This is a genomic window from Serratia sp. CoH_122_TC_1, assembly GCF_058191755.1.
Genome location: NZ_JBXWLA010000006.1, coordinates 154,494 through 180,149, shown reverse-complemented (window position 1 = coordinate 180,149; position 25,656 = coordinate 154,494). Strand labels below are relative to the sequence as shown.

Annotated in this window: 17 protein-coding genes; 4 read left to right on the top strand and 13 right to left on the bottom strand. The window is 55.3% G+C overall.

What is annotated here, in order from left to right; translation table 11 throughout:
- Positions 1-15: 15 nt before the first annotated feature.
- Positions 16-2,040, bottom strand: coding sequence for a DNA helicase Rep (rep, locus tag AC2FC2_RS09780; protein WP_490659148.1), 2,025 nt, complete (start codon positions 2,038-2,040; stop codon positions 16-18).
- Between the two features lie 218 nt (positions 2,041-2,258).
- Here rep and ppiC point away from each other — a divergent pair, with 218 nt between their 5' ends.
- Positions 2,259-2,540 (top strand): peptidylprolyl isomerase PpiC, encoded by a 282-nt coding sequence (gene ppiC, locus AC2FC2_RS09775; RefSeq protein ID WP_037422904.1) that lies wholly within the window; start codon positions 2,259-2,261, stop codon positions 2,538-2,540.
- 23 nt (positions 2,541-2,563) lie between these two features.
- Here the strand turns inward: ppiC and AC2FC2_RS09770 are convergent, their stop codons facing one another.
- The 9 genes from AC2FC2_RS09770 to bcsR all read right to left on the bottom strand — a co-directional run bounded on the left by AC2FC2_RS09770 (position 2,564) and on the right by bcsR (position 18,814).
- Positions 2,564-4,057 (bottom strand): M16 family metallopeptidase, encoded by a 1,494-nt coding sequence (locus AC2FC2_RS09770; protein WP_490308362.1) that lies wholly within the window; start codon positions 4,055-4,057, stop codon positions 2,564-2,566.
- A 279-nt stretch (positions 4,058-4,336) separates the two neighbouring features.
- A complete protein-coding gene (locus AC2FC2_RS09765) occupies positions 4,337-5,626 on the bottom strand; it encodes a dicarboxylate/amino acid:cation symporter (protein WP_209637856.1) in 1,290 nt (429 codons plus the stop codon).
- A gap of 293 nt (positions 5,627-5,919) precedes the next feature.
- The gene (gene hmsP, locus AC2FC2_RS09760) at positions 5,920-7,926 is read right to left on the bottom strand and encodes a biofilm formation regulator HmsP (RefSeq protein WP_209637858.1); all 2,007 of its coding nucleotides are present in this window, start codon (positions 7,924-7,926) and stop codon (positions 5,920-5,922) included.
- Between the two features lie 417 nt (positions 7,927-8,343).
- The gene (bcsC, locus tag AC2FC2_RS09755) at positions 8,344-11,817 is read right to left on the bottom strand and encodes a cellulose synthase complex outer membrane protein BcsC (RefSeq protein ID WP_490659147.1); all 3,474 of its coding nucleotides are present in this window, start codon (positions 11,815-11,817) and stop codon (positions 8,344-8,346) included.
- Positions 11,799-12,911, bottom strand: coding sequence for a cellulose synthase complex periplasmic endoglucanase BcsZ (gene bcsZ / locus AC2FC2_RS09750; RefSeq protein ID WP_490659146.1), 1,113 nt, complete (start codon positions 12,909-12,911; stop codon positions 11,799-11,801). The genes bcsC and bcsZ overlap by 19 nt, the downstream gene beginning before the upstream one ends.
- Positions 12,912-12,916: 5 nt before the next feature.
- Positions 12,917-15,226, bottom strand: a complete 2,310-nt coding sequence (gene bcsB, locus AC2FC2_RS09745) for a cellulose biosynthesis cyclic di-GMP-binding regulatory protein BcsB (RefSeq protein WP_209637864.1) — start codon at positions 15,224-15,226, stop codon at positions 12,917-12,919.
- Positions 15,227-15,281: 55 nt separating this feature from the next.
- The gene (bcsA, locus tag AC2FC2_RS09740; protein WP_490659145.1) at positions 15,282-17,885 is read right to left on the bottom strand and encodes a UDP-forming cellulose synthase catalytic subunit; all 2,604 of its coding nucleotides are present in this window, start codon (positions 17,883-17,885) and stop codon (positions 15,282-15,284) included.
- Positions 17,882-18,619, bottom strand: a complete 738-nt coding sequence (gene bcsQ, locus AC2FC2_RS09735) for a cellulose biosynthesis protein BcsQ (protein ID WP_490659144.1) — start codon at positions 18,617-18,619, stop codon at positions 17,882-17,884. Before bcsQ ends, bcsA begins: the two co-directional genes overlap by 4 nt.
- Positions 18,620-18,622: 3 nt before the next feature.
- Positions 18,623-18,814: a cellulose biosynthesis protein BcsR gene (bcsR, locus tag AC2FC2_RS09730; protein ID WP_209637870.1), complete on the bottom strand. Its 192-nt coding sequence runs from the start codon at positions 18,812-18,814 to the stop codon at positions 18,623-18,625.
- Between the two features lie 199 nt (positions 18,815-19,013).
- Here bcsR and bcsE point away from each other — a divergent pair, with 199 nt between their 5' ends.
- From bcsE to bcsG, 3 genes are read left to right on the top strand one after another with little or no spacing between them, the layout of a single operon-like run.
- A complete protein-coding gene (bcsE, locus tag AC2FC2_RS09725) occupies positions 19,014-20,582 on the top strand; it encodes a cellulose biosynthesis protein BcsE (RefSeq protein ID WP_404760606.1) in 1,569 nt (522 codons plus the stop codon).
- Positions 20,569-20,772: a cellulose biosynthesis protein BcsF gene (gene bcsF / locus AC2FC2_RS09720; RefSeq protein WP_037422854.1), complete on the top strand. Its 204-nt coding sequence runs from the start codon at positions 20,569-20,571 to the stop codon at positions 20,770-20,772. Before bcsE ends, bcsF begins: the two co-directional genes overlap by 14 nt.
- Positions 20,769-22,424, top strand: coding sequence for a cellulose biosynthesis protein BcsG (gene bcsG / locus AC2FC2_RS09715; RefSeq protein ID WP_490308368.1), 1,656 nt, complete (start codon positions 20,769-20,771; stop codon positions 22,422-22,424). Before bcsF ends, bcsG begins: the two co-directional genes overlap by 4 nt.
- Positions 22,425-22,760: 336 nt before the next feature.
- Here bcsG and dppF read toward each other — a convergent pair whose 3' ends face one another.
- From dppF to dppC, 3 genes are read right to left on the bottom strand one after another with little or no spacing between them, the layout of a single operon-like run.
- Complete coding sequence (gene dppF / locus AC2FC2_RS09710; RefSeq protein WP_209637877.1) at positions 22,761-23,750, bottom strand: dipeptide ABC transporter ATP-binding subunit DppF; 990 nt, start codon at positions 23,748-23,750, stop codon at positions 22,761-22,763.
- Positions 23,747-24,727, bottom strand: coding sequence for a dipeptide ABC transporter ATP-binding protein (gene dppD / locus AC2FC2_RS09705; RefSeq protein WP_209637879.1), 981 nt, complete (start codon positions 24,725-24,727; stop codon positions 23,747-23,749). Before dppD ends, dppF begins: the two co-directional genes overlap by 4 nt.
- Before the next feature lie 15 nt (positions 24,728-24,742).
- A complete protein-coding gene (gene dppC, locus AC2FC2_RS09700; protein ID WP_209637881.1) occupies positions 24,743-25,645 on the bottom strand; it encodes a dipeptide ABC transporter permease DppC in 903 nt (300 codons plus the stop codon).
- Positions 25,646-25,656: the final 11 nt, after the last annotated feature.

Genomic DNA, 25,656 nt, shown 5'->3' with positions numbered 1-25,656 from the left:
ACCGCGCCCTTTCTTTTAGTTTCCGCCTTTGGCCTTGGCCAACTGGGCTCGAATATTGGCCAAATGGCTCTGCCCTTTTTGCATTCGCTCTTGCGGACTAACCACCTTACGTTCACTTTCCCACGCCAAATCATCCTGCGGCAGTTCTAGCAAGAAACGGCTCGGTTCCGGTCGCACCAGCTCGCCATACTGGCGACGCTCACGGCACAGCGTGAAAATCAGCTCTTTTTGGGCTCGCGTGATCCCCACATAAGCCAGGCGACGCTCTTCATCAACGTTATCCTCGTCAATGCTGCTCTGATGTGGCAACAGCCCCTCTTCCATCCCCACCAGGAAGACATAAGGGAACTCCAACCCTTTGGAGGCATGCAGTGTCATTAACTGAACCTGATCCAGCTCCTCGTCACTTTCACCGCGTTCCATCATGTCCCGCAGCGTAAAGCGCGTCACCACCTGCGTCAGCGTCATGGGTTCATCCAGCTCGCTGCCTTCCAGCATTTCCGTCATCCAACCAAACAGGGTATTCACGTTTTTCATGCGCATTTCGGCGGCTTTCGGGCTGGGCGAGGTTTCAAACAGCCAGCTTTCATAGTCCACGCCATGAATTAAATCGCGTACCGCGGCTACCGGCTCGCGCTCCGCCAACTGGGCAATGCCGTCCAGCCAATGGGTGAAGCGCTGCAAAGACTCCAGCCCACGGCCGGTCAGATGCTGACTCAACCCGAGATCAAAACTGGCACGGAAAAGGCTTTTGTTACGTTGGTTAGCCCACTCTCCCAGCTTTTGCAGCGTTGCCGGGCCAATTTCACGCTTCGGCGTATTGACGATACGCAGAAACGCGCTGTCATCATCCGGGTTAGTCAGGACGCGCAGGTAGGCCAGCAGATCTTTGATTTCTGGCCGTGAGAAAAACGAGGTCCCGCCGGAAATCTTGTAAGGGATACGGTTTTGCATCAGCATTTTTTCAAACAGCCGCGACTGATGGTTGCCGCGATAAAGAATCGCATAATCACCGTAATTGGTTCGTTTCACGAAGTGATGGGCAATCAGTTCCCCCACGACCCGCTCAGCCTCATGATCCTCGTTATTGACGGTCACTACCTTCAGTTCTTCGCCATAGCCCAGCTCGGAAAACAGCCGTTTTTCAAACACGTGTGGATTGTTGGCGATCAAAATATTCGCCGCCTTCAGAATGCGCTCGCTCGAACGGTAGTTCTGTTCCAGTTTGATCACCTGCAATGCCGGGAAGTCTTCCTTCAACAGCACCAGGTTCTGCGGACGTGCACCGCGCCAGGAGTAGATCGACTGATCATCGTCCCCCACCACGGTAAAGCGCGCACGGTTGCCCACCAACAGTTTCACCAACTCGTACTGGCTGGTGTTGGTATCCTGATATTCATCCACCAGCAGGTAACGAATACGGTTCTGCCAGCGTTCGCGGACCTCTTCATTACGCTGCAACAGCAAGGTTGGCAGCAGGATCAAATCGTCAAAATCCAGCACGTTACAGGCACGCATGTGCGCGTGATACAGGCCATAACAATGCGCAAAAAGTTTGTCGCGTTCCGAACGCGCCAGTTCCATAGCCTTTTTGGGATCGACCAGGTCATTTTTCCAATTGGAGATAGTCGAGATCAGCTGCGCCACCAGCGTTTTGTCATTCTCCAGCCATTTCTCGGTCAGGTCTTTCAGCAATGCCAGCTGATCCTGATCGTCGAACAACGAAAAGTTAGACTTCATCTGCAACGCGGCATATTCACGTTTAATGATTTCCAGGCCCAACGTGTGGAAGGTGGATATCATCAGCCCGCGCGCTTCTTTGCGCCCCATGGTTTGCGCCACACGCTCTTTCATCTCACGTGCGGCCTTATTGGTAAAGGTCACGGCGGCGATGTGCCGCGCCTGATAACCACAGTTGTGGATCAGGTGAGCGATTTTGTTGGTGATGACGCGCGTCTTGCCGGAACCTGCACCGGCCAGCACCAGGCAGGGCCCGGTAACGAATTCGACGGCTTGTTGTTGGCTGGGGTTTAATCGCATGGCGCTTTATTGCTCGACTTTATAACGTGGAAAGGGATTGTAGCAGAAAGCCCCGATGAGATTTAACGGGTATACCCGCCATACTTGAAGCTGCACCTGTGTTGGCTGCATTCACTCCCCCAAATCACTGACCTGAGAGCGCCCTTGCCGCCTTGATACACCTCCAATTATTTAGGGTATATAATCAGCGCAATTTCTGTATCGATAAAGGCAATACCATGGCAAAGACGGCGTGCGCTCTGCACATTCTGGTAGACAATGAAAAACTGGCCGATGAACTGCTGGCCAAGCTTAAACGTGGTGTCAGCTTTGACACGCTGGCGCGCAAATACTCGACCTGCCCGTCAAAACGCAACGGTGGCTCTTTGGGTGAATTCAACAAGGGCACCATGGTGGCCGCCTTTGATAAAGCGGTGTTCAGCATTCCATTGTTGAAGCCCTACGGCCCGGTGAAAACCCAGTTCGGCTACCACATCATCAAAGTGCTGTACCGTAACTAAGGGGGCAAACGCCCCCTCTGTCGTTACTGTGCGCTGGTCTCTGGTGCGGGCGCGGTGTCGGTCGGCTTGACCTCTTCCGACACCACGGCAGGGGCCGGAGACATAATGCCGCTATAGGTTTCCTGTAGCTGCTTCATGCTCATCTCTGGCTCGCCCTTCGGCTGCATCAACACCAACGTCGCATCTTGCGAAAGCTGTAGTTTCAATTCCTGATTCAGCGCCTCAAGCGTTAACCCGCTCAAGAACTCCTGACGCAGTTTCTGATACTGCTCCGGTGCGATATCCACAACGCCACTCTGCTGCGAGCGCAGGCGCTGGCTCATCAGCACGTCCGTATCGGTACGGGCATAGGTGGCGAACAGCTTGCTCAGTTGATCGGTTTTCTGCGCCAGCAGCGCGTTAAACTCATCCTGCGACAGGCCATTGTCACGCACGTTAGCCAGCTCTCGTGCAATAAAGCTCAGGCTGTTGTTCAGGTTGTTATTCGGCGTGTCGAGATGGATAGCACATTGGGCACGCTGGTATTGCACGCGGCAATCAAAGCCCAAATGCAGGTTTTTCTGGTCGCTTTTTTCCAGCACCTGTTGGAGATGCCAGAACAACGCCTCACGCGCCATATCACCACGCCAATAACGGCTCAGGTTTTGCGAATCGCGGATCGGGTGCCATGGCGCATCCCACATAATCGACAACGTATCCTGCTTAACCTGTTCACTGATCAGGCTAACCGGCTGCGGTGGCAACGGCGTCAACGTCGGCATCAGAGCGGGAGTTTCACGCTTGCCTTTCAGTGGTGAGAAAGCTTTGTTGATTTGCTCACCCAAGCTGCGGCTGTCCACCTTGCCCACAACGTATAACGTCATCGCGTCGGGGGTGTACCATTGCTGGTAGAATTTCTTCAATTGGTCGACATTCACTGGCCGTTTCGGCGGTTGAGCCGGATCGTGCGCCAACAACGTTGAGCCTTTTAGGCGATAGCGCCACCAGGCATCTTTTGGGTTTGGCGGGAACGTGCCAACCGGATCGACGCTAGAGTTCATCACCGCGTGCAACGTATGTTCGTCAATCGCCAGTTTGCCGGTGGTGTCGGAAAGCCACGTCAGCGCCTCTTTCAGCAAGTCTGGGCGGTTATTCGGCAAGCTGAGATTATAAATGGTGAAGTCATAAGAGCTGATGGCCGGAGGCAAAGGTCGCTCGCTGTCCACGCTCTGTTGCCACAGTGAACGTAACTGCGGTGGGGTAAAGCTTTCGCTGCGCGCCAACGACAGGCGCGGCAGCAGATGGGCAAAGCCAATCTGCTGCGAAGACTCGACGAGCGAGCCAGTGTTGACCATCAACCGCAACTCGACGCGATCGCTCGGCCGTTGCGGCGTATCGAGTATCTGCCATGAAAACCCGTTGGCCAACGCCCCCTGCTGCCAAGCAGGATCGGGTTGTAGTGCTTCAGCCTGCACGCTGCTGTTGGCTGCAGCCAACAGCAGCCCACCTACTATGAGATGAATTCTGGTGCCCTGCATGTGAACCCCTACTTAATTACTATCCAATTTCTTTATGCAAATGCGGATATTCCATTCACCGGAATATTAGGCTGCGACAAACAACCTACAAATACGCCCTGAGTTTCACAGTGGGGCGGAAAGCAGAAAGTGTACCATCGAGTTAGACCGCGCGCCTTTGCGGATGTCACTCATTAGTGTGAAAAATAATGGATAACCGATTTTTTAATGCAAGAATTCATTACGCGGGGGGATAAAACGTCACCGGTTGCGGCTGCAACCGGTGATTTGAGGAGTCAATCAGGCTGAAGGCAGCGTTTTATCGGCACCTGTTACCTGCTTGTTGGACAGGGTGTCTTGCAACTGCTTTTCATCCAACTGTTTACACCATTTAGCCACGACGACCGTTGCCACACCATTACCGACCAGGTTAGTCAACGCACGGGCTTCAGACATGAAGCGGTCAATGCCCAGAATTAACGCCAGACCGGCCAGCGGCAAGTGGCCGACAGCAGAAATAGTGGCAGCCAGCACGATAAAGCCGCTGCCGGTCACCCCTGCAGCCCCTTTAGAGGACAGCAACAACACCACCAACAGCGTTACCTGATGCACGATGTCCATATGGGTGTTGGTCGCCTGCGCGATAAACACGGCCGCCATAGTCAGGTAGATAGAGGTCCCGTCCAGGTTAAACGAGTAGCCGGTCGGAATCACCAAGCCCACCACCGATTTCTTACAGCCCAGCTTCTCCATTTTATCGAGCATCCGCGGCAGCACCGACTCGGAAGAAGAAGTCCCCAGCACGATCAGCAGTTCTTCTTTTATATAACGAACGAATTTGAAGATACTGAAACCGTTGGCGCGGGCAATGGAGCCCAGCACCACCACCACAAACAGAATGCAGGTAATGTAGAAACAGGCGATCAGCTGACCCAGTTGCAACAGCGTACCCACGCCATATTTACCGATAGTAAACGCCATCGCCCCGAAGGCACCCAGTGGCGCCAGGCGCATAATCATATTGATAATGCCGAAAATCACGCGGGAGAAGCTGTCGATAACGTTGAAGATCAGCTGGCCTTTATCACCCAGACGATGCAGGGCAAAACCGAACAGTACGGCGAACAGCAACACCTGAAGAATGTTGCCACTGGCGAAGGCACCGATGACGCTACCAGGGATGATATCCAGCAAGAACGGAATAATGCCCTGTTGCTGGGCCTGTTCAGCATAAACGGCCACCGCCTTGGCATCCAAAGTCCCTGGATCGATGTTCATCCCGGCGCCCGGTTGGGCCAGGTTAACAATCAGCAGGCCAATCAACAGTGCAATGGTACTGACGATTTCAAAATAGAGCAGTGCGATCGCACCGGTACGGCCGACGGCTTTCATACTCTCCATACCCGCGATACCCGTCACCACGGTACAGAAGATCACCGGCGCGATGATCATTTTAATCAGTTTAACGAATCCATCGCCCAGAGGTTTCATCTGTGCGCCAATGTCAGGATAGAAATGACCAAGCAGGATGCCCAGCGTAATCGCCGTCAACACCTGAAAATAGAGGCTCTTAAAGATAGTGAATTTCATATGAACATCCTTTGGGGGGGAAGACACGCACCAGGCGGTATTCTCGTTATCTCGCCTGTTCATCGCTTGCGCGGAAAATAACACCCACCTAACAACATGGAAATAATTTGTTGCACCAATAGATACATGTTGATACGAATTTAAGAGCTGAAACGCGCCAGCCCAAATGCAAGGCTGTAAATTGCGTAAGCATTTCTTTGCATTAACTCAAAAGCGGTAGTAAAGACAGGCATTCTCGGACGAGGCAGCGGGCGGGCGACACAGGAATCGCCCGAGAGATCAGAAAGGTAAAATCAGGCGGGTGGCTGGCAGAATTCGGCTTCAAACTCACTGCGCGGCAACGGGCGGGCAAACAGGAAGCCCTGCCCGCTATGAATACCGTGTCGTAGCAGCCAATCGCGTTGTTCGGCATTTTCGACACCTTCGGCCATCACCGGCAGCGCCAATACCTCAGAAATAGAACTGACGATACGCACCATGGCGTCATCTGTCGGCAGGCCCTGAATAAAGCTCTTGTCGATTTTAATCAAATCGATCGGCAGGCATTTCAATCGGTTCAGATAATTCAGGCTGGAATATCCCATACCAAAGTCATCCAATGCGATGGACAGCCCCAGGTCGTGCAATTCACGTAGCAAGGCCAGTGCACGATCGAGATCGTCAATACGTACCGTTTCGGTAATTTCCAGCAGCAACTTACGCGGATCAATGTGGTGCTGCGCAAGCACACTTTTCAGATGCGGGACAAAATCTTCATGCTGCATCTGGATGGGAGACACATTGACCGCTAGCGGCATGCTGATACCACGGCTCTGCCAATCAGCCAAAATACGGCATGCCTCCTCCAGCACCCAGTTACCGAGTGGCACAATCACCCCAAGCTCTTCAGCTAACGGGATCACATCTGCCGGAAGGGTATAGCTGCCGTCATACTGCTGCCAACGCAGCAGCGCTTCTGCGCCTATCACCGCATTGGACTGCATATCTATCTGTGGCTGCAAAAATAGCGTAAATCGACGCTGTTCAATGGCCTGCAGAATTTCACTTTCCTGCGTCAGCCGCTTTTGGGTACGCTCCGTCAGGCTCGGCTCGAAAAACAGCACCTGATTTTTACCTTCACGATGTGCTGACATCATGGCCGAAGTCGCGCTACGCAGCAGTTGTTCCGCACTCTCTCCCGAATTAAGGTAATGCGCGATACCGATGCTGGCACTTGGCCTCAACGGCATTTCCTGCAAGCTCAGCGGCGCATTGATCTGCGCCATGATGCGGCGTGCCAGCTGCATCGCATGGAAGGGGCGCTCAACGCCTTTGGCCAGAATGGCAAACTCGGTGTTGCTCAACTGCGCCAATACGCCGTTTTCATCGATACACGCACGTAGCTTTTTGGCCAGTGTCAGTAACAGTGACTCTCTCATCGCCGGATTGAGCACACCCGATGCTTCGTGCAAGGTTTCAATGCCAATCACCAGCAGATTAAAACGCTCGGGCCGCAGACTGGAGGCAATATGCTGTTCCAGCAACGCGGTAAACAGCGCCTGGTTCGGCAACTCTGTCACCGGATGGCGAGTGCTCATGCGGCTCATCTCCGCATAGGCTCTTGCCAACCGCTGCTGATTGCGGTTGTAGTTACGCACCAACAACCCCAACTCATCGTCCTGATGCAACGCTGGCAGCATCAGTTGGTGATAGGGTGCTTCTTCCTGCGAAATATTTTCCAGCTCTTTGGCCATTGCGCGCAGCGGGTGCACCATCAGTCGGTTCATACACCAGCTAATGGCAATCGACAGGATTAACGCCAACAGTAAGTAAGTCGACAGCATGGTCGACAATATGCTGAGAATAAATTGGTACATGCGGAACGAATCGGCCTGCAGTACCAAATAAGCCAATGGCTGTGGGTTAGCCGGCACGCGCTCCAGTGAATAGAGCGGAACAGAAATCTGAATTGGCAGCTCAAACAGGCGAGCGATCAGCGTGGGTACTGGCCGTTCCGGTGGGAAATTGGCGTGTAACGCCTGAAATTCATTCGGCAGCACGATATCTGCACGCGTCAGAATCCCTACCGGCAACAATGTGTTCAACACACGTTTGGTTTCGGGTATATCCATGCGCAGCACCGCCTCCGCCAGAGGCTGGCGCACGGAGTGAGCAATATTTTCCAGTTGCTGGGCATAGTCATCCCTGCGCTGCTGCACAAAATGGAATAACTGGATCACGATAAAGATGCAGATCGTCACCAGCGCCACACCGGACACCGTTGCCATCTGTTTAATCGTTAATGAACGCCTGACCCGCAAACCTGCTCTCCGCTAATTCGGGCTGAAATAAAAAAGGGATGAATAATACCCATCCCTTGAACCGGTCTGAGTATACTCGATTGTCTAACGCTTTTACCCTGCCAAACCGCTGGCCCCCTAAGAAAACCGCGGGTTTCAGTCTTTTCCTAATGAAAGGCCGCGCCCCGCCATTGTCCGTGAACGTCGTTGGCGGGACGCAACCTGAACTCAGGGTAACAAAACTACCTCGTGTTCAGGCTGCTGACAAAGTCCGTTATTAGGGAGAGCGTGCCGAAGGGGCCGTCGCGGCTTGTCCGCCGGAGCACCTCCGGGGCGCTAGACCCGGGAATCTCGGGTTCAAAGACAACGTCGCCTTCAAACTCACACAGGGTAGCAAAACTCCCCTGTGTTCGACACTCCGAATCCACCTGAGGAGGGTTACTTAAAATCAGCGTACGGCGTCAGCGGTTGAGGCGGTAAATCCAGGTCGCCCTGCCAACCGGCCATCGAATAGCGTAAATAGAGCAATGCATGGCTCGGCGTATAGTCTTTCGCCTGTTGAATATCGATCCCGGCGCCCAGTGTCCAGTGTGAACTGAGGCGACGCTCAACAATGGCCCGCAGGGTATAACCGAAACCGGAAGAGGAACTGCCGTCCTCCACGGCAAACTTGTCCGGCAACGAGTCCGGAATCAGCCCCTGCAACGGATAACGCGCCTGGCTGTTGGTTTTCGAATGGGACAAGGACACCGATCCACCCAGCTCCCATGACCAGTTCTCGGTACGCTGGCGATAATTGACCGGCACCGCCAGCGACATATATTGCTGCGGACTGTAGTAACCGCCCTGGCCGAGAGAGTAACCGCTCAAATCCTTCTGATAATGCCACAGCATGGTGTTCAACCCGACGGTCACTCTGCGGTTATCTTCGTTGATCAATTTGTAGTAATAACCCGCCATAAAACGCTCGCGCTGGTTATCTTCGACATTTTTACCGGTCAGTTGATGCGCACTGAGGTCGGCCCAAACGCCGTGTGCCTCGCCGCGATCGTAACTGGCGCTCAGACTGACCCCAGTGGCGCGTACTCCACCCCAGGTCGTGCCGGTGTTCGGATCTTTGGTACCGCCAAATGCCAGCAGCGAGCTGGATATCGGCCGGCGCGAGGCCGACAATGTCCAACCAATGTGGTTCCAGTCGTTGCTGTAAGCCAGTCCGCCCACCCAATCGACGACATCAAAACCCATAGGTGTAGTGCCGACATCACCTTCCCAGCGATCGTTCTTCCAGCCAACCGCCACGCTCGTTCCAGTAGCTTTCTGATGTTCGTCGCCGCTACAGCCCTGAGTATTACAGGTGCCAAAGGTCTCATAATATTTGCCGTTGCTGTCGGTGGAGAACCTGCCGGCATCCAACTGAACGGTATCCGAACGGAAAAATGCCCGTCCGTCGTACAACGGCATGTCCACCTGCAACATGGTGTCGTGGGCTTTGTAATCAGAGATACCACCGGTACCGCTGGACCCCCAGTAGTCATGATCGAGCGTGACATTAACATCCTGCTGACGGTAGAGATCCGCCGCATCCGAACGGATACCGCGTTTGAGCCAGTCATCACCCGGGTTGTTACGCGTCAGATAGGTATAGCTGTCGTTATCCGACGGAAGCTTCGGTGCAATGCCACTGGCCACCATCGCTTGTTTATAGTCCTGTTGCGCCAATGCCGGCTGCAATTGGTCGCGTTCGAGCCGTGCCGCATCGCGATAAATCAGCGCTTTTGCCTGGCTTGGCGGCGCTTGCTGTGCCGTCGTTTTCAGCCGGGTAAAGATATCCGTCGCTTTTTGTGGCTCACCGACGGCGTACCAAGCGTTAGCCACCCGTCGCTCAGTGTTGCTGGATGGATTGGGCACCGTCGTTTCTGTTTGTAGCCGCTGGCGCGCCTCGCTCAGTTTACCTTGCGCCACATACGCCTCGATTTCACCCAGTTGCACATCCGGGTTATTCGGTTCGCGCGCCCGCACCCGTTGATAGTCCGCCAGGGCTGCATCATAGTCACCACGTGCCAGCGCCCAATCTGCCAACTGGAGATCGATACGGGTATCTGTGGGTTGCCGACGCAGATAAGCGATCGCACCCGGTTCGTCGCCTGCGGCACGCAGTTGCTCGGCATGATCCAACGTCTGCTGCATTTTCAGTCGCTGCGCCAATTCCCGCATATTGTCGTTCCACTGTGCGCCAGGCAATGTATTCAACTCTGCCAGCGCTTGCCGATCGCGATCGCTACCGGAAAGATACAGCGCGTAGGCATACGCCAGCTGCGGGTTACCCTGCTGCTTTTGCGCCAGTCGCCTGAACAGGGCATCCGCCTGCCCAGGTTGCCCTGCCTGACGCAAAGTCTGCGCATAGTGATACGTCAGCCACACATCATCAGGATCCATCTGCTGGGCACGGCGATATTTCTCTGCCGCCTGGTGCCACTGTTTTTGCTCTGCAAGCCGATCGGCCTGCTCTTTGAGCATGTCGAGCTGCAAACCCTCTAAGGTGCTACGCAATTTATTTTGCTGGCTACGCGGCAGACTATTGAGATAAGCCAACGCCTTTTCAGGCGATTGGCGCTGGTAGATATTGACCAAACCGCGTACCGCGCTGCCGCTGCTCGGATCCAGCCGAAGTGCCTGCTGATAAAAACGCTCGGCAGCGGCGTCATCTTTGCGTGCCACGGCAACGTCACCCAGACCGATCACTGCGCTGCTATCACTGTTGTCTATCTGCCGTGCCTGTTGATATTTCTGCTGTGCCAGCGTCAAATTGCCGGCTTTCAACGCCTTGTCACCTTCATCGACCGCCAACCAATAGCTGTTGCTCTTGATCAGGCTCTGCCATTTACTGCTGCCGTAACCGCTTTTATCAGCCTGTAATGCCTGACGGAACAAGCTTAATGCTTGCGGACGATTGCCGGCACGGGAATAGGCCTGCCCGAGTGCGCCAAGGACTTCAGCATCGTTGGGGGAAGCTGCCAGCGCTTTTCTCAGTTCAGGAATGGCAGCGCGGCTTCCTCCTTTTTCCACCTGAGCCAACCCGCGCACCCGTGCCAGATAGGCCGGATCCGACAGCAGTGCCTGTTGCCTCGCCAGCTCCTGCTGGGCACTGGCGGCCTGATCGCCGGTTTCAAATACCCCGAGGAAACGGTTAAGGGCCGCAACACTTTGCGGGCTGACCGGCATCGCTTTCACTTTTTCCAACCACAGATCCGCAGCATCACCGCGCCCTGCGGGATCGGCCGCCACTTTCTGCAATAAATCGTAAGCCTGTGCGTCACGGTCCTGACTAAATAACATCCGTGCCAACGACATCCGCAGCGGCACGTTGCCGGAATATTGCTGATCCAGCGCCTGCAGTTGTTTCAGTGCTGCGGCTTCTTGCCCCGGTAACCGCGCAACCAGTCGCCAATATTCCACCGCCAGTTCAAGCGTCGGCGGATCACCGTGGAACAGGTCGTCATACTGGGCCTTCGCCTCCGGCAGGCGGCCGGCTGTCGCCATTAAGCGCGCCTGTTGCAGTTTCTGTCGGGTTTCGGGTTGCGTCAGCAGCATATTCATTTCTGCCTGACGATAAGCGCTGGACTGCGGTGCAATCTTTTTCAGCTTATCTAACTGCTGCTGCGCCAACGCCTGATTCCCCTGCCGCAACGCCAAACGCATACGAGCCGAAATCACGTCCGGGTTGTTTGGGTCCATTAACTCGAGCCGGTAAAGCGACTGACGGACCAATTCATCCTTATTGCTGGCCTCCCCAACCCGTACCTGTTCCAACAACCATTGCTCCGGCGCAACGGTTTCCGCTCCCTGCGCCTGCGGCAGCATTGCAAGACTTAAAGGCACCAGGCCTAGCCAGTTTATTCTGAAGTTACGCATTGGCTGCCCCAGGAGGGTTCAAGTTCACCCTGCCGATTAAAACGATAACGTTGTTGATCCCATCCCTGACCGAACAGCACCAGCGAGGCACTGAAATAGGCATTATCACCCGGTGGATTTTGCTTAATGCGTTGGCGCTGTACCTGCAACGCCTCAGGTTGGTTCGCCAGCATCGGCAACAGAGCAGCAGAGAAGCCCACCGGACCCTCACCGCTGGTTTTGCCACTGGCCGTATCCGTTTTCTCCGGGGGGACGCCCTGTGTCAGCGTGGCTTGCGCCATTGGCTGCAATTGCTTGAGTAGCGCTGCCTTGTGTTTATCGTCATCCGCCAGCATGCCGGCCCACAGATAAACCCGGATAGCGTCATAACTGCCCATGTTCGGCTTGACGGTATCCGGTTGCCAACCTTTGCCGACCTGCCACACGACCCAGTCGGGTGAGAAGCCGTGTGGCGCGGTTTCCAGCCACAGTCGCAGATAGGTTTGCTCCATCGCCCGCCACGGGCCATTCAAGGCGGCAAAGCGGGCCAGCAGTTGGGGTGGCAGGTAGCTCGGGTTGAGTCGCCAACGGTCTTCAGCCACAAACCCTACCTTTCCCGGCAACAGCATCAGGCCCAGACCGGGAATATCTGCCACCTCTTCGCGGGCAATTCGCTGCAACAGCAACGTGCCAAGGGTTTGATAACGGCGGCTGTTCCATAAGCGCCCCGCTTCCAGCAGATTGTAGGCAATCCATAAATCCGCGTCGGATGCAGAATTGCTGTCCAGTACCGTCCACTGTTTTTTATCGTTCTCGCCCCACAGCCAGGCGGGTAAATGGGCACTGAGATCGCCCGCGGCCAAATTGTTTTCCGTCCACGTCAGCAATTGGTCGAACGCAGGCCGATCGTTCGCTACCAGGGCGAAGAACATGCCATAGCTCTGCCCTTCCGAGGTGGTGATACGGTTCGGACTACTCGGGTCGATCACCCGCCCCTGCTCGCTGATATAAAATTGTTTGTACTGTTGCCAGGCTGGCCATTCGCAAGCCGCCGCCGCGCTGAAAGCGCACAGCAGCAGCATGCCGAATGTCAGACGTTTCAATGCCACAGGCATCGCGGTTAATCCCGATCTTCAGGCGACAGGCGACGGCGGCTAAAGATCCTCAAGCCACGCCACAGCATCAGCGCCAGAATGACCACCACCACGACCGCGATCACTGCAAGCCACACCGGATGGGTCGACAAGGCATGCCAGATGCGCTCCCACCACGGCAAGTGGCCGACATAATAAATGTCGCCCACGCGTAAGCTGTTTACGCCAGATTCACGAATCACCGCCACAGACCCAAACACGGCCGCACGCTTGCCGCTGTCCAACAAGGCGTTGTTCAGCAGATCGTAGCCACGCGGGCTGTCAGCCAGTAACGCGACTATGCTGCGTTGATCGTTAAACGGTGATTGCACCCCGATAATCGCCGACATCGCCCCTTCCGAACTGATGGTGGTTTTGCTGTCTGGCTTGGTGTCCTCCGCCAGTACGTCCATCGTCGGTAACGGCAACTGGCGTGTGGGCTGCTTCACCCAGCTTTGGGTGGCATCCACGAGCAGGCTGATTTTTTTGTCGTCCCGCAGCTCTGGTGGAATGGTGCCGATCATCAGAATATCGGCATCCCGATCCTTCGCCTGGGACCAATCGTCACTCACCGTCACCGCCAGGGTCGGATAACCGGTCTGTGCACCAATAACCCCCAGTGCGTTCAGCAACGCGCTGACCTGTGGCGGTTGCGGCTGCTTGTTCACCAAGACCAGCGTCTGCGACAAATCAGCTAAACGGCTGAAAGGGAAACCGGCATTCGCGAAGGCCCGTAGATCCGGCATCGCCATAAAGTGGCGGTAACCGGAGAAATCGATCGTTGATGCACCATCGATTACCGCATGGTTAGCGGTAAAGGAGTAAGTTTCACAACGCCCTTCCGCCCCACTGGCCAGCAGCGTGGTGTAGTCAAAGTCGAAACGCAGTTGGTTAGTCGCGCCCAGCCGCAGCGCCGGAATATTGACGTTTTTGTCCGAGTCGATCAGCCCTTGGGTCAGTGGCAAACGCAGCAACTGGGTACCCTGCTCGTGTTCAGGGACCAAAGAGTACGCCTGCACAAACTGGTTATTTAGGCTGACACTCAGACGCGAACCGTCCTGAATACGGGGTGCGGTGTAGCGGTACTTCAAATGCATATCAATGCCGGTGCTGCGAATCAGGAACAGGTCCGGCGGCAAGTTCATGGTTAGCGAGATCGGACCCGGTTCGATGCCACTGGTCTGCAGTTGCTCTGCATACTGCTGCAGCTCGGCAAATGTCATAGGGCGATCGGTACGTACCCAGTTAGGTGCATCGTAAGGTTGACGGGGTGCCAATTGTTCGACTTTATCGACCGTGACGTTCTGCCCACGGAACAGAATGTTGCCCTGTGCAATACCTTTCACCGCAGTGATCAAATCGTTGTCATCACGCCCCTGCACCAGCAGCAGTTTGATGTACGGGTTGTCTGGATGGCTGATCATTTCCACCGTAGGGCCATTGACCGGCGGATAATCGCGCAAGAAGTCCGGGCGTTGCTTATTGGTGGCAAAGACGATGGCATGCTGTTTCGGCAGCTGGTTATAGAGCACCGGGAACGACTGGCCACGCCACTGGGCTTTGCTGCCAAACCACGACGCCAGAATGCCCGCAGCACGTTGTTGGGTAACATCAGGCTGACCCGCAAACACCACTGGCAACGTCAACGGCCGGTTGTCGCGGCTATCGAAGAAGGGTTCAGGGAAATGCGATAACTCGTTTTTCACCGGCAAGGTCTGGTAACGCAAGTTCAGTGAGCTGGATTTACTGATTTCAAGCCACAGCGTTGTACTGGCCGGGTTTTCACAAATATTCTGATAATGTCCGACGAAAACTAACCTTACACGGTTAAAATCGGTGATATAGCGGGGATCAATCGCCATCTGGATGCGATTCGGCTTGCCGAGTTGCTCTTTGGCAATGGTCGTCACGCCCATCAGTTCATCATTGAGGTACACCTTGACGTGCGATTCCACCGGAATCAACGAAGGCGACGGGGTGAACTCCAAATCGAGCATCGCCTGCGACACCACTTCATCGCTGCGCACACCAAATTCAACCTGACCATCAGGCCGAGTACCACGCAGGGTAAAGGTTCCGGGCGGTGGGGCAATAGTGGCAAACGGCAGTTGTACGTCACGTACCGGTGCATTCGGATCCTGCGGTGCACCCGCGCCCATCGGTGTCGTCACCGACGCGTCGACGGGCACCGTCACCGGCGGTTGTGCCGCAACGGTCGGTGCGGTGGCAGTTTCAGCCTGAGACAAGGTGCTGATGCCTAAGGCCAGGGCGGTAAACCAGGTTATTTTTCTCGTCATCGTATCATCATCAATGTTAGAGCCTGATCACCAGGCAAGTGAACGGGCGATTTGCCTATACCACTGTCTCTTTTTGGCTGAAGATCGGAGCCCTACCGACACCGTGCGGGATAAATGACACTATCCACGCAATCAACGTCGTGAACCCGACCAGCAGGCGGCGCACCATCGGCGGTGCGTAATCCGCCATACGTACGTAACCCCGGAAGCCCAACGCCAGAACGTCGCGCAGGCTTTCGATCGGTTTATCTTCAGGGAACCCGTCCTGCCACAGCGCCCAGGTATCGGCACGGGCAAAGGTACACTGAATAAAATCAATATGTTCGCGGGTGCTTAGGTTAACCATGCGGACCCCGACCTTGCTGCCGAAGGCGCGGGTCACAACACATGGGAAACTGTATTCTTGCTGGCCACGCTTGAGTAACAGCGACACCTTGTCACCGTCTTTCAGCACATCCGCGACGCGCATCTCAATCCCTACACCACCGTCGGAATAATCGCGCAACGTGCAGGGGAACAGGTGCCCATCGGCCCGCGCGATCGCGGCCGGCATGGCAATCTCCACCCTATGTGCTTGGCGTACCTGCTTGGCCTCGACCGCCACCGCCACCGCACCCCCGAGTATCGTCATGTTGTACAGCACCCATACCAGGCTGATGATCACCGTCATGACCTCGTCCGCCGGGCCGTAACCCAAGCGCCAAATACCGAAAGCCAACCCGGCCAGATTTAATATCACCAGGAACATGTAGGGCCGGGTGATCACCCAGTCGACATGTTCTTCCTCCACCAATCCGCCTTTCGCTGTAACGTTGAATTTCCCTTTGTGCGGATTGAACAACGCCACCGTGGTCGGTCGGGCGATATACCAAGCCAATACCGTTTCGTAGATCTCACTCCAGAAGGAGTGGCGGTATTTCCCTTGAATACGTGAGTTAGTCAGGCTGGCGTGAATCATATGCGGCAACACATACAACGCGATCGCCAGCGCCGGGGCAAAGATGATATAGGCGTGCAGTAACAGGAAGGCCAAAGGCGCGGTAAGGAAAATCAGTCGAGGAATGCCGGACAAGAAGTGCAACATGGCGTTGGCATAGCACAGGCGCTGCGCCAGCTTCAGCCCTTTGCCGAGCAGGGGGTTATCCAGCCGGAAGATTTGCACCATTCCACGCGCCCAACGAATACGCTGGCCAATGTGTGCCGACAGACTTTCTGTCGCCAACCCCGCCGCCTGCGGAATGCGGATATAGGCCGAAGTGTGTCCGCGGCGATGCAAACGCAGTGACGTGTGGGCGTCTTCAGTGACGGTTTCCACCGCAATACCGCCGATTTCATCCAGCGCACTCCGGCGCAAAATGGCACAAGAGCCGCAGAAGAACGTCGCGTCCCACATATCGTTGCCGTCTTGGACCAAGCCATAGAACAGCGTGCCTTCATTAGGTGTTTGACGAAAACGCCCGAGGTTACGTTCAAACGGATCCGGCGAGAAGAAATGATGCGGAGTCTGCAGCATCGCCAGTTTCTTGTCTTTGAAGAACCACCCCATTGTCAGTTGCAGGAACGAGCGTGTCGGCACGTGGTCACAGTCAAAAATCGCCACAAACTCGCCGGTTGCCTGCTTTAACGCGTTATTGATATTACCGGCCTTGGCGTGTTCATGGGTGGGTCTGGCGATATACTTCACGCCCACCTCTTCGGCAAACGCCTTAAACTCTGGCCGGTTGCCGTCATCGAGGATGTAGATAGTGACTTTCTCTTTCGGCCAATCGATGCCCAGCGCAGCGTAAATGGTGGGTTTCACCACCCCGAGATCTTCGTTATAGGTGGGCACCAGCAGATCGATTGTTGGCCAGGTTGCGCTATCTGCGGGCATAGGCACCGGCTGACGGTTGAGCGGCCAGACCGTCTGAAAATAGCCCAATACCAGCACCACCCAGGCATAGGTTTCCGCCACCAGCAGCAGCAAACCGCAGGTCAGACTGAGCGGGTCGTCCCAGTTCAGCGTGGCGGTATAGCGCCACCATAAATAGCGGCAAGAGACAGTCAGCGACAGCACAATCAGCATCAGCCCAGGCAAACGCCCCGGCACCCGGCGCACCACCATGGCAATCGCCCACAGGAGCAGCACAAACACAAACTGCGCCGGCAGGTCGAATGGCTGCGAAATGCACAAAATAGCGAGGGCCGCCGCCAAGACGCCGACAATGATAAAGAGTACGCGGCGCAGGCGCCGGTTCATCCGACCCAAACGTGCCACCGAGCGCTGCTCCAGCCCGGCGCTTTCTAACCGTTGTGGGATAGTTTTCAACCAATTGGCATAGCGTAGCTGCAAGCGCTGCCAACCGGCGAAGCGAGTGTTTTCTCTCGGCGCGCGCTCAGTGCGGAATACCAGCAACCACAGGCCTTGTACCAGATAACGCAACGCATCCGCCGGGCGTGGGCGGTTAGGCGACAGATGCGGGAACCAATAGGTCCGTCCTGCCCGTAAACGCTGCCAACCGGGGGATTCCAAACGCAGAAAAATCCAGCTCAACGCCACCAGTAACGTGGTGAAAAAAGCGGTAAACGCCGAGGCCCCATGACGGCGGTAGGCACGATAACGCGCCTGTACCGCATGGTGAACAGGCGGTACCAATAGCAGGCTCATCACCCGGCTCATGGCGCCTTATCCTTCAGGTTGATCAAACACCAGTTAGCCAGCGTCAGTACCTCATCGGCAGCCAGGCTTTCCGGGCGATACTCGCCCAATGGCTGCTTCACGGCCATGGCTTCAGCCATCGCCTCATCGCGGTGAAGCACCACCGGCAACAGGCCGCCCAAGGTTTGCAACCACAGTTGGTGCAAATCCTGCTGCAGCTGACTGCCGGCAATGTAGTGATTAATCAGGAAATGGCAGCCGTCCGGCAATGCCTGCTGATGCAGACGCACCTGACAGTTGGCGTCTGGGGCAATCAGCATAAAGACACAATCTGCCAGCGGCAGCGCCTGCCGTGACAGCGCCTCATCATCGGCTGGCAGATCCAACAAGATCCAGTTGTACTGAGCACCGGCAGTTAGCTGTGCCAGATTGTCCTGCCAGCGGGTGGGGCGTTGCCGACACGATTGTTGTACATTCAACCGTTCCGTTAGGGTGAGTTGGCCAAAGGGCAAAAAATCGAGGTTTTCGCAGTAGCGCATCGCGCCCTGCCGCCAATCCCCACCATCCTGCTCGGCACGTGCCCAACCGCGCGGCAGCTCAAACGGCATATTAAACTGCAGGCGCAGCAGGTTGTCCGGCGCAAAATCTATCGCCAATACCGACTCGCCCAACTGTTGTAATGCCCAAGCGAGCGCTGCGGTGACCGACGTCGTCCCCATGCCGCCTCGCAAACCCTGCAGTGCAATCACTGGCATAAACTAGCGGCTCCCCGTTGTTTGCACTAATTCAGCAAGCAAGGGCCAGCGCGTCATCATTTGCGTTAAACGCTCCTGACGCGAAATATCAACATAACTTAATTTTGGTAAAGAAAAGGCGCGGCTGAGAGCCAGCAGATCATCCTGAGTTTCCGGCGGTGCCACTGCATGAAAGCGCGTTAATTGATTATTCATTCTTCCGCCTTTAAAAAATAGGCTAATGTTAATTAACTATAGCAACGTAAAAAAAAGACATGGCCAATAAGATGATTCCTAACAGATATTATTACACAGTTTGTTAGATTTGTTATTATGATCCCAACGACACTATAACTGAATAGCGACACTCAGTTAGCCACTGACGACACTTTCAACGAAAGTAGAAACATATCCTATGGCGCAATCTTTCTCGTTAGGTATTCGGCAGATTTGGGAAGAACTGTCCGTTATGCAGGCCCCGGGGTTTTATTGGGTGAATGTCGATCGTCAAACCGACGCCAGTTTGCTCTGCCAACAAATCTTAGCCGCCCAGGCTGCAACCAGCCAGGTAGCATTGATTTGCAGCGGAGACAAACCCGACGGGCTTTTGGCTGAGCTGGCCTCCCCCGCCCTGAAAAAAATTCCGCTGTACCAATTACCAGAAAAAAAAGCCGCGCTGACGCATTTCAGCGACGACCTGATGCGCGCCTTAAAACCGCAAAATCGCTTATTAATCCTGTTGGCCCATGCCAGCCTGTGGCAAACCTTCACCAGCGAAGAGTTGCGCAGCTGGACGCGCGCCACCGCCATTTGGCTGCGGCAGCAGGGCTGCACGCTGCTCATCCTCAGCCACGGCGGGGGCGTCAACAAGCTCAAAGGGCAGCTCAGCGCACAACACCGTATTCTCAACGGCCTGTCCAACCTGCAGTGGCAACAGGATAGCGCACAGTATCTGGTGAATTGGTGGAGTACCGAAAATGGCATCAATGCCAACCAACTGCTGACTCTCTATGCCGGTGAACACGGCTGGCAGGGCGATGATGACAGCAACAAACCTTCACCAACCTCTATCCGCAGCGATGAGGGCCGTTATCTTGCTCAGCAGAGTATCCTTGAAGGTGCGCCCCCACTCTCCGCCAACTGGCAACTGCTGGAAAGCAACGCCCTGCTGGCACAACACGGTATGCTGACCCTCTCGGCCACACTGATCTTTGCGCTCTACCAGAGTGATGAAATCGATGCACTCGCGCATCAAATTCACAGCCTGCGCCGTCAACGAGGCAACGGCTTGAAAATTGTGGTGCGCGAGATGAGTGCCAGCCTGCGTTACAGCGACGAGCGCCTGCTGCTGGCCTGTGGTGCAAACCTGATTGTGCCGCACGTGGCACCGCTGTCGCGCTTTTTAACCATGCTTGAAGGTATCCAGGGTCAACGCTTTTCTCGCCACGTTCCGGCAGATATTGATGCCCTGTTGGCCGGTCTGCGCCCATTGCAATTGAAAGGCTATATGCGGCCAAATGACTTTAGCCAAGCGGTGGTTTCGCTGATGGGTAACACGTTACTGCCAGAAGACGGCAAAGGCGTGATGGTTGCACTCCGTCCGGCACCAGGGCTACGCGCCGAACAGGCGATGACCCTCTGTCATCTGCGCCGTTTCGGTGACGTCATGACGGTGGTACAGGGCCGGCTGGTGCTGTTTCTCTCCACCTGTCGGATTAACGATCTGGATACTGCGATGAAGTTTATCTTCCGGCTGCCGGTGGACGAGGCGTTCAGTAATCGGGTCGTGTGGCATCAGGATGTGGATATTCTTTCAGAAATCAAACGGATGGCGCACAACGCCACTATTCCGTTAGCCACCATGGCCGCACCTGCAACGCCGCGCCACGCTACCGCTGTCGCAGACAGCCCACAGGAGCGTCGTCAACCGGTGCCCTTCACGTTGGCTAGCGGTACACAGGAGAATAAACATGTTGAATCTTAACGATATTATGCAGCTTATTATTCTGTGTGCGATCGTTTTTATTCCGCTGGGTTATGCCTTTCACCGGCGCTTCCCTCACTGGCGTCAATACTGGCAAAACCTGTTGTTATCACCGCGCTATTTAAAATCCGTTGGGTTATGGGTGCGCGAAGGTTCTTCATCTCAGATTAAGCGTAAGAAACAGCCATGAAGCCAACAAACAACCCGCTATCCGATAACTCCCTGTGGCGCTACTGGCGTGGGCTGGGCGGCTGGAACTACTACTTCCTGGCCAAGTTTGGCCTGCTGTGGTTCGGTTACCTGAACTTCCATGCGCTGCCGAATCTGGTGTTCATGGCATTCCTGCTGATGCCGATACCGGCGCTTCGCCTGCACCGCTGGCGTCATTACATTGCCATCCCGATAGGCATCGCGCTGTTCTACCACGATACCTGGCTCCCCGGCATCAACAGCATTATGAGTCAGGGTTCGCAGTTGACCGGCTTCAGTGCCCAATATCTGCTAGAACTGACAAACCGCTTTATCAACTGGCAGATGGTCGGCGCCGCCTTTGTGATGCTGATTGCCTATCTGTTCCTGGCCCAATGGGTGCGCGTCACCGTATTCACTGTCGCTGCACTGGTGTGGCTCAACCTGGTTAACATCGCCGGGCCGGCAGTATCGCTGCTGCCAACCAGCGTCACCACCGCGTCCACCAACAGCACACCGGCGACGACAACCCCGGCGGCCGGGGGAAATAACGCACCGGCAGACAGTGCGCCGCCAACCAGCGCGAATCTGACGGCCTACCTGAACCAGTTCTACGACAAGGAAAAAGCCCGCGCCACCGCGTTCCCGGCGACCTTGCCTGCCGATGCCCAACCGTTTGACCTGTTGGTCATCAATATCTGTTCGCTGGCCTGGGCCGATATGGATGCGGTGAATCTGCAAAACCATCCGCTGTGGTCGAAGATGGACATCATGTTCGACAACTTCAACTCCGCGACCGCCTACAGCGGCCCGGCCGCGATACGCCTGCTGCGCGCCAGCTGCGGACAGCTCTCGCACCACGACCTGTATCAGCCGGTGAATCAGCAATGCTATCTATTTGATAATCTTGCCAAGCTGGGCTTTAAAGAACAGCTGATGCTGGATCACTCCGGCGTGTTTGGTAACTTCCTGAAAGAACTGCGTGAGCAGGGTGATATGCAGGCACCCTTGATGTCACAGGCCGGTATCAGCAATGAGCTTGCCTCATTCGACGGTGAACCGATATACAACGATCTGGACTTGCTCAACCGTTGGCTGGATCAGCAGCAAAAGGCCGGTGACGCTCGCACCGCCACCTTCTTCAACGTCATTCCATTGCATGATGGCAACCGCTTCGTTGGCGCTAACAAGAGTGCAGACTATCAACCACGCGCGCAAAAGCTGTTTGATCAGCTAAACACTTTCCTTGAACAGCTGGAGAAATCCGGTCGCAAAGTGATGGTGGTGATTGTGCCGGAACACGGCGCAGCGCTGGTCGGTGACAAGATGCAGATGTCCGGCTTGCGTGATATCCCAAGCCCGAACATTACCCACACGCCCGTGGGTATCAAGCTGGTTGGGATGAAAGCCCCACATCAGGGGAGCCCTCTAGAGATCAAAACACCAAGCAGCTATTTGGCTCTGTCAGAGCTGGTCTCTCGTTTGGTCGATGGCAAAGCATTCACGGCACCGAGTGTGGACTGGCAGGCGTTAACGCAGAACTTGCCGCAGACTGCGGTTATTTCGGAGAATGACAACGCTATTGTGATGCAATACCAAGGCAAGCCGTATATCCGGTTGAACGGCGGCGATTGGGTGCCTTATCCACAGTGACTCAATGCAAGACACTCAGGCACGCCTTCGGGCGTGCTTTTTTATAGGGGTATTAATTCAGGGAGGAACAATGAGTAGCCTCACATTAACATCGGGCATTTTCTTTCATCCCTGACAAACAAAAAACACGAAAAGAAATCGCACTCTCTCGTTAATTATGACCCTGCGAAGATTCCTAATAGAGGCAATTATTCGTAAGGAAATCGTTAAGGGAAATAAGCGAAATTAATAAAGATAAAATATCCAATCAATAATCTAATTCATCGACTGACTCCCTAAATAAAAAAATGCCGGCATAAATGCCGGCATTTAAATGAATGCTCAGTAATAACAATACTATGCCGCAGGATTTTCATCCTGATCGACCGCAAAGCAGGCCACCATCTGTTCGCCGTATTGCTTCAGCTGAGGTTGTAACTGGGTGCAGGGCCCAAACGCACGACGGCACCGGGCATTGAAAGCGCAACCTGGCGGCGGGTTCATCGGGCTAGGCAGCTCGCCGGTCAACTTGATGCGCTCGCGACGCATATCCGGGTTCAGACGCGGTGTCGCAGAGAGCAGCGCCTGGGTATACGGATGACGTGGGTTGTTGAAAATGGCGTCTTTACTGCCTTTCTCCACGCAACGGCCGAGATACATCACCATGACTTCGTCGGCAATGTGTTCCACCACCGATAAATCATGTGAGATGAACACATAGGACAACCCCAGATCCTGTTGCAGGTCCATCATCAGGTTCAGCACCTGCGCACGCACCGACACATCCAGAGCGGAAACAGGTTCATCGGCAATTACCACGTCAGGGTTAAGCATCAACCCACGCGCGATTGCAATACGCTGCCGTTGACCGCCAGAAAACATGTGTGGATAGCGATCGTAATGCTCGGTTTTCAGTCCAACCTTGGCCATCATTTCCAGCGCTTTCTCACGACGCTCCGCACTGCTCAGCCCGGTATTGATCTGCAACGGCTCCTCGAGGATCTGCCCGACCTTTTTGCGCGGGTTGAGCGATCCATAAGGATTCTGGAACACGATCTGGATCTTCTGTCGGCGCAGTTTCTCGGCGGTCACATCCGGCTTCAGCAAATCCTGCCCCTGGTAGTACAGCTCACCACCCGTCGGCACTTCAATCATCGTCAGCAGGCGTCCCAGGGTCGATTTGCCGCACCCGGACTCACCCACCACTGCCAGCGTTTTTCCACGCTCAAGCGTGAAAGAGACACCGTCCAGCGCTTTAACCAGCCTTTCCGGGGCAAATATCCCCTTCTTGACCGGGTAGTGTTTCTTCAGGTCAATCGCCTGCAATAAGGGTTGGTTCTGGCTCATACGGTCGGCCTCCCCGCATCATCCAGCGGTGTGTGACATTTAACCTGGCGGCCGGGAATGCTACGCAATTCCGGCTCCTCAGTGCGGCAACGCTCAGTGGCATAGGGGCAACGTGGGTTGAGCAAACAGCCGCTTGGACGGTCATATTTACCCGGCACCACACCCGGCAACGAAGCCAGACGCGCCTTGTCGGCAGCGAATTCCGGCAGCGCACGCAACAGCGCTTGAGTGTAAGGATGACGCGGCGCGCGGAAGATTTCTGCCGCCTTACCGGACTCCACCACCTGACCGGCATACATCACGATAATGTGATGCGCGGCCTCGGACACCAGCGCCAAATCATGGGTGATCAGCAACAGCGCCATATTTTCACGCTGCTGCAACTCCAGCAGCAGTTCGATAATTTGCGCCTGAATGGTCACGTCGAGTGCCGTGGTCGGCTCATCGGCAATCAGCAATTTCGGCCGACAGGCAATCGCCATGGCGATCATCACGCGTTGGCTCATACCACCAGAAAGCTGATGCGGGTACACGTCCAAGCGCGAGGCCGGATCGGGGATGCCCACCTGCGTGAGCAGATCAATAGCCCGTTGGCGACGGGTACGACGATTGCCGCCCTGATGCACCTTCAGCGCTTCCATAATCTGGAAGCCGACGGTGTAACACGGGTTAAGGCTGGTCATCGGATCCTGGAAAATCATCGCCACTTCCGAGCCCACCAGTTGGCGGCGCTCTTTTTCGGAAATTTTGCGCAGATCTTGGCCGTTAAACTCCAGCTTTTCGGCCATGACCTTACCGGGGAAATCGATCAGCCCCATAATCGCCAGCGAACTGACCGACTTGCCGGAGCCGGATTCACCGACAATACCTACCACCTGACCCTGCTCCACGCTATAACTGATACGGTCTACTGCACGGAAGGGAGTGCCTTCGTCACCGAAGTGCACCGAAAGCTTGTCTACATTTAATAACGCCATCTCTCTCGTCCTCTGTTACTGCTTGAGTTTGGGGTCGAGAGCGTCACGCAAACCGTCCCCCATCAGGTTAAATGCAAGCACCGTCAGCAGAATCGCCACACCGGGGAAGGTCACCACCCACCAGGCGCTTTGGGCAAACTGCAGCACGTCGGAGAGCATGGTGCCCCACTCCGGCGTTGGCGGTTGCGCACCCATACCCAGAAAGCCGAGAGCAGCCATATCCAGAATGGCGTTTGAGAAACCAAGAGAAGCCTGAACGATCAGCGGTGCCAGGCAGTTTGGCAAGATATTGATAAACATTTGGCGCAGCGCACCGGCCCCCGCCACGCGCGAAGCGGTGACGTAGTCGCGGTTCACTTCCACCAGTACCGCCGCCCGTGTCAGTCGTACGTAATGCGGCAAGGCGACGAAGGTTAACGCCAGCGAAGCATTGACGATCGACGGGCCGAAAATCGCTACCAGCACCAACGCCAGCAACAGGCTCGGCAACGCCAACATGATGTCGACGATACGCATGATGATAGCATCCACCACGCCGCCGAAATAACCGGCCAGCAGACCCAACACCACGCCCATGATCAGCGAAAGCACCACCACCAGACAGCCGACCAGCAGCGACAGTCGTGCGCCGTACATCAGGCGTGACAGCACATCGCGGCCCACATCATCGGTACCAAGAAGATATTGCCAGCTGCCGCCTTCCTGCCAGACCGGAGGCTTAAGCAACGCATCACGGAACTGATCCGCCGGTGCATGCGGTGCCAATACCCCGGCGCCAATGGCAATCACGAACATCAAAATGATGTAAACCAGGCCAACGACGGCCCCTTTATTGCGCTTGAAATAGTGCCAGAACTCCTGAAACGGGCTCATTGGCTTCGGCGCACCTTTAACTACAGACTCAGTGATTTGAGACATCAGAGCGCCCC

Coding starts and splice junctions, on each gene's coding strand:
- rep (WP_490659148.1), bottom strand. CDS start 2,040: ATGCGATTAAACCCCAGCCAACAACAAGCCGTCGAATTCGTTACCGGG.
- bcsA (WP_490659145.1), bottom strand. CDS start 17,885: ATGAGCCGGGTGATGAGCCTGCTATTGGTACCGCCTGTTCACCATGCG.
- bcsQ (WP_490659144.1), bottom strand. CDS start 18,619: ATGCCAGTGATTGCACTGCAGGGTTTGCGAGGCGGCATGGGGACGACG.
- bcsC (WP_490659147.1), bottom strand. CDS start 11,817: ATGCGTAACTTCAGAATAAACTGGCTAGGCCTGGTGCCTTTAAGTCTT.
- ppiC (WP_037422904.1), top strand. CDS start 2,259: ATGGCAAAGACGGCGTGCGCTCTGCACATTCTGGTAGACAATGAAAAA.
- bcsF (WP_037422854.1), top strand. CDS start 20,569: ATGTTGAATCTTAACGATATTATGCAGCTTATTATTCTGTGTGCGATC.
- bcsR (WP_209637870.1), bottom strand. CDS start 18,814: ATGAATAATCAATTAACGCGCTTTCATGCAGTGGCACCGCCGGAAACT.
- AC2FC2_RS09770 (WP_490308362.1), bottom strand. CDS start 4,057: ATGCAGGGCACCAGAATTCATCTCATAGTAGGTGGGCTGCTGTTGGCT.
- bcsE (WP_404760606.1), top strand. CDS start 19,014: ATGGCGCAATCTTTCTCGTTAGGTATTCGGCAGATTTGGGAAGAACTG.
- bcsB (WP_209637864.1), bottom strand. CDS start 15,226: ATGACGAGAAAAATAACCTGGTTTACCGCCCTGGCCTTAGGCATCAGC.
- bcsZ (WP_490659146.1), bottom strand. CDS start 12,911: ATGCCTGTGGCATTGAAACGTCTGACATTCGGCATGCTGCTGCTGTGC.
- dppC (WP_209637881.1), bottom strand. CDS start 25,645: ATGTCTCAAATCACTGAGTCTGTAGTTAAAGGTGCGCCGAAGCCAATG.
- dppF (WP_209637877.1), bottom strand. CDS start 23,750: ATGAGCCAGAACCAACCCTTATTGCAGGCGATTGACCTGAAGAAACAC.
- bcsG (WP_490308368.1), top strand. CDS start 20,769: ATGAAGCCAACAAACAACCCGCTATCCGATAACTCCCTGTGGCGCTAC.
- AC2FC2_RS09765 (WP_209637856.1), bottom strand. CDS start 5,626: ATGAAATTCACTATCTTTAAGAGCCTCTATTTTCAGGTGTTGACGGCG.
- dppD (WP_209637879.1), bottom strand. CDS start 24,727: ATGGCGTTATTAAATGTAGACAAGCTTTCGGTGCACTTCGGTGACGAA.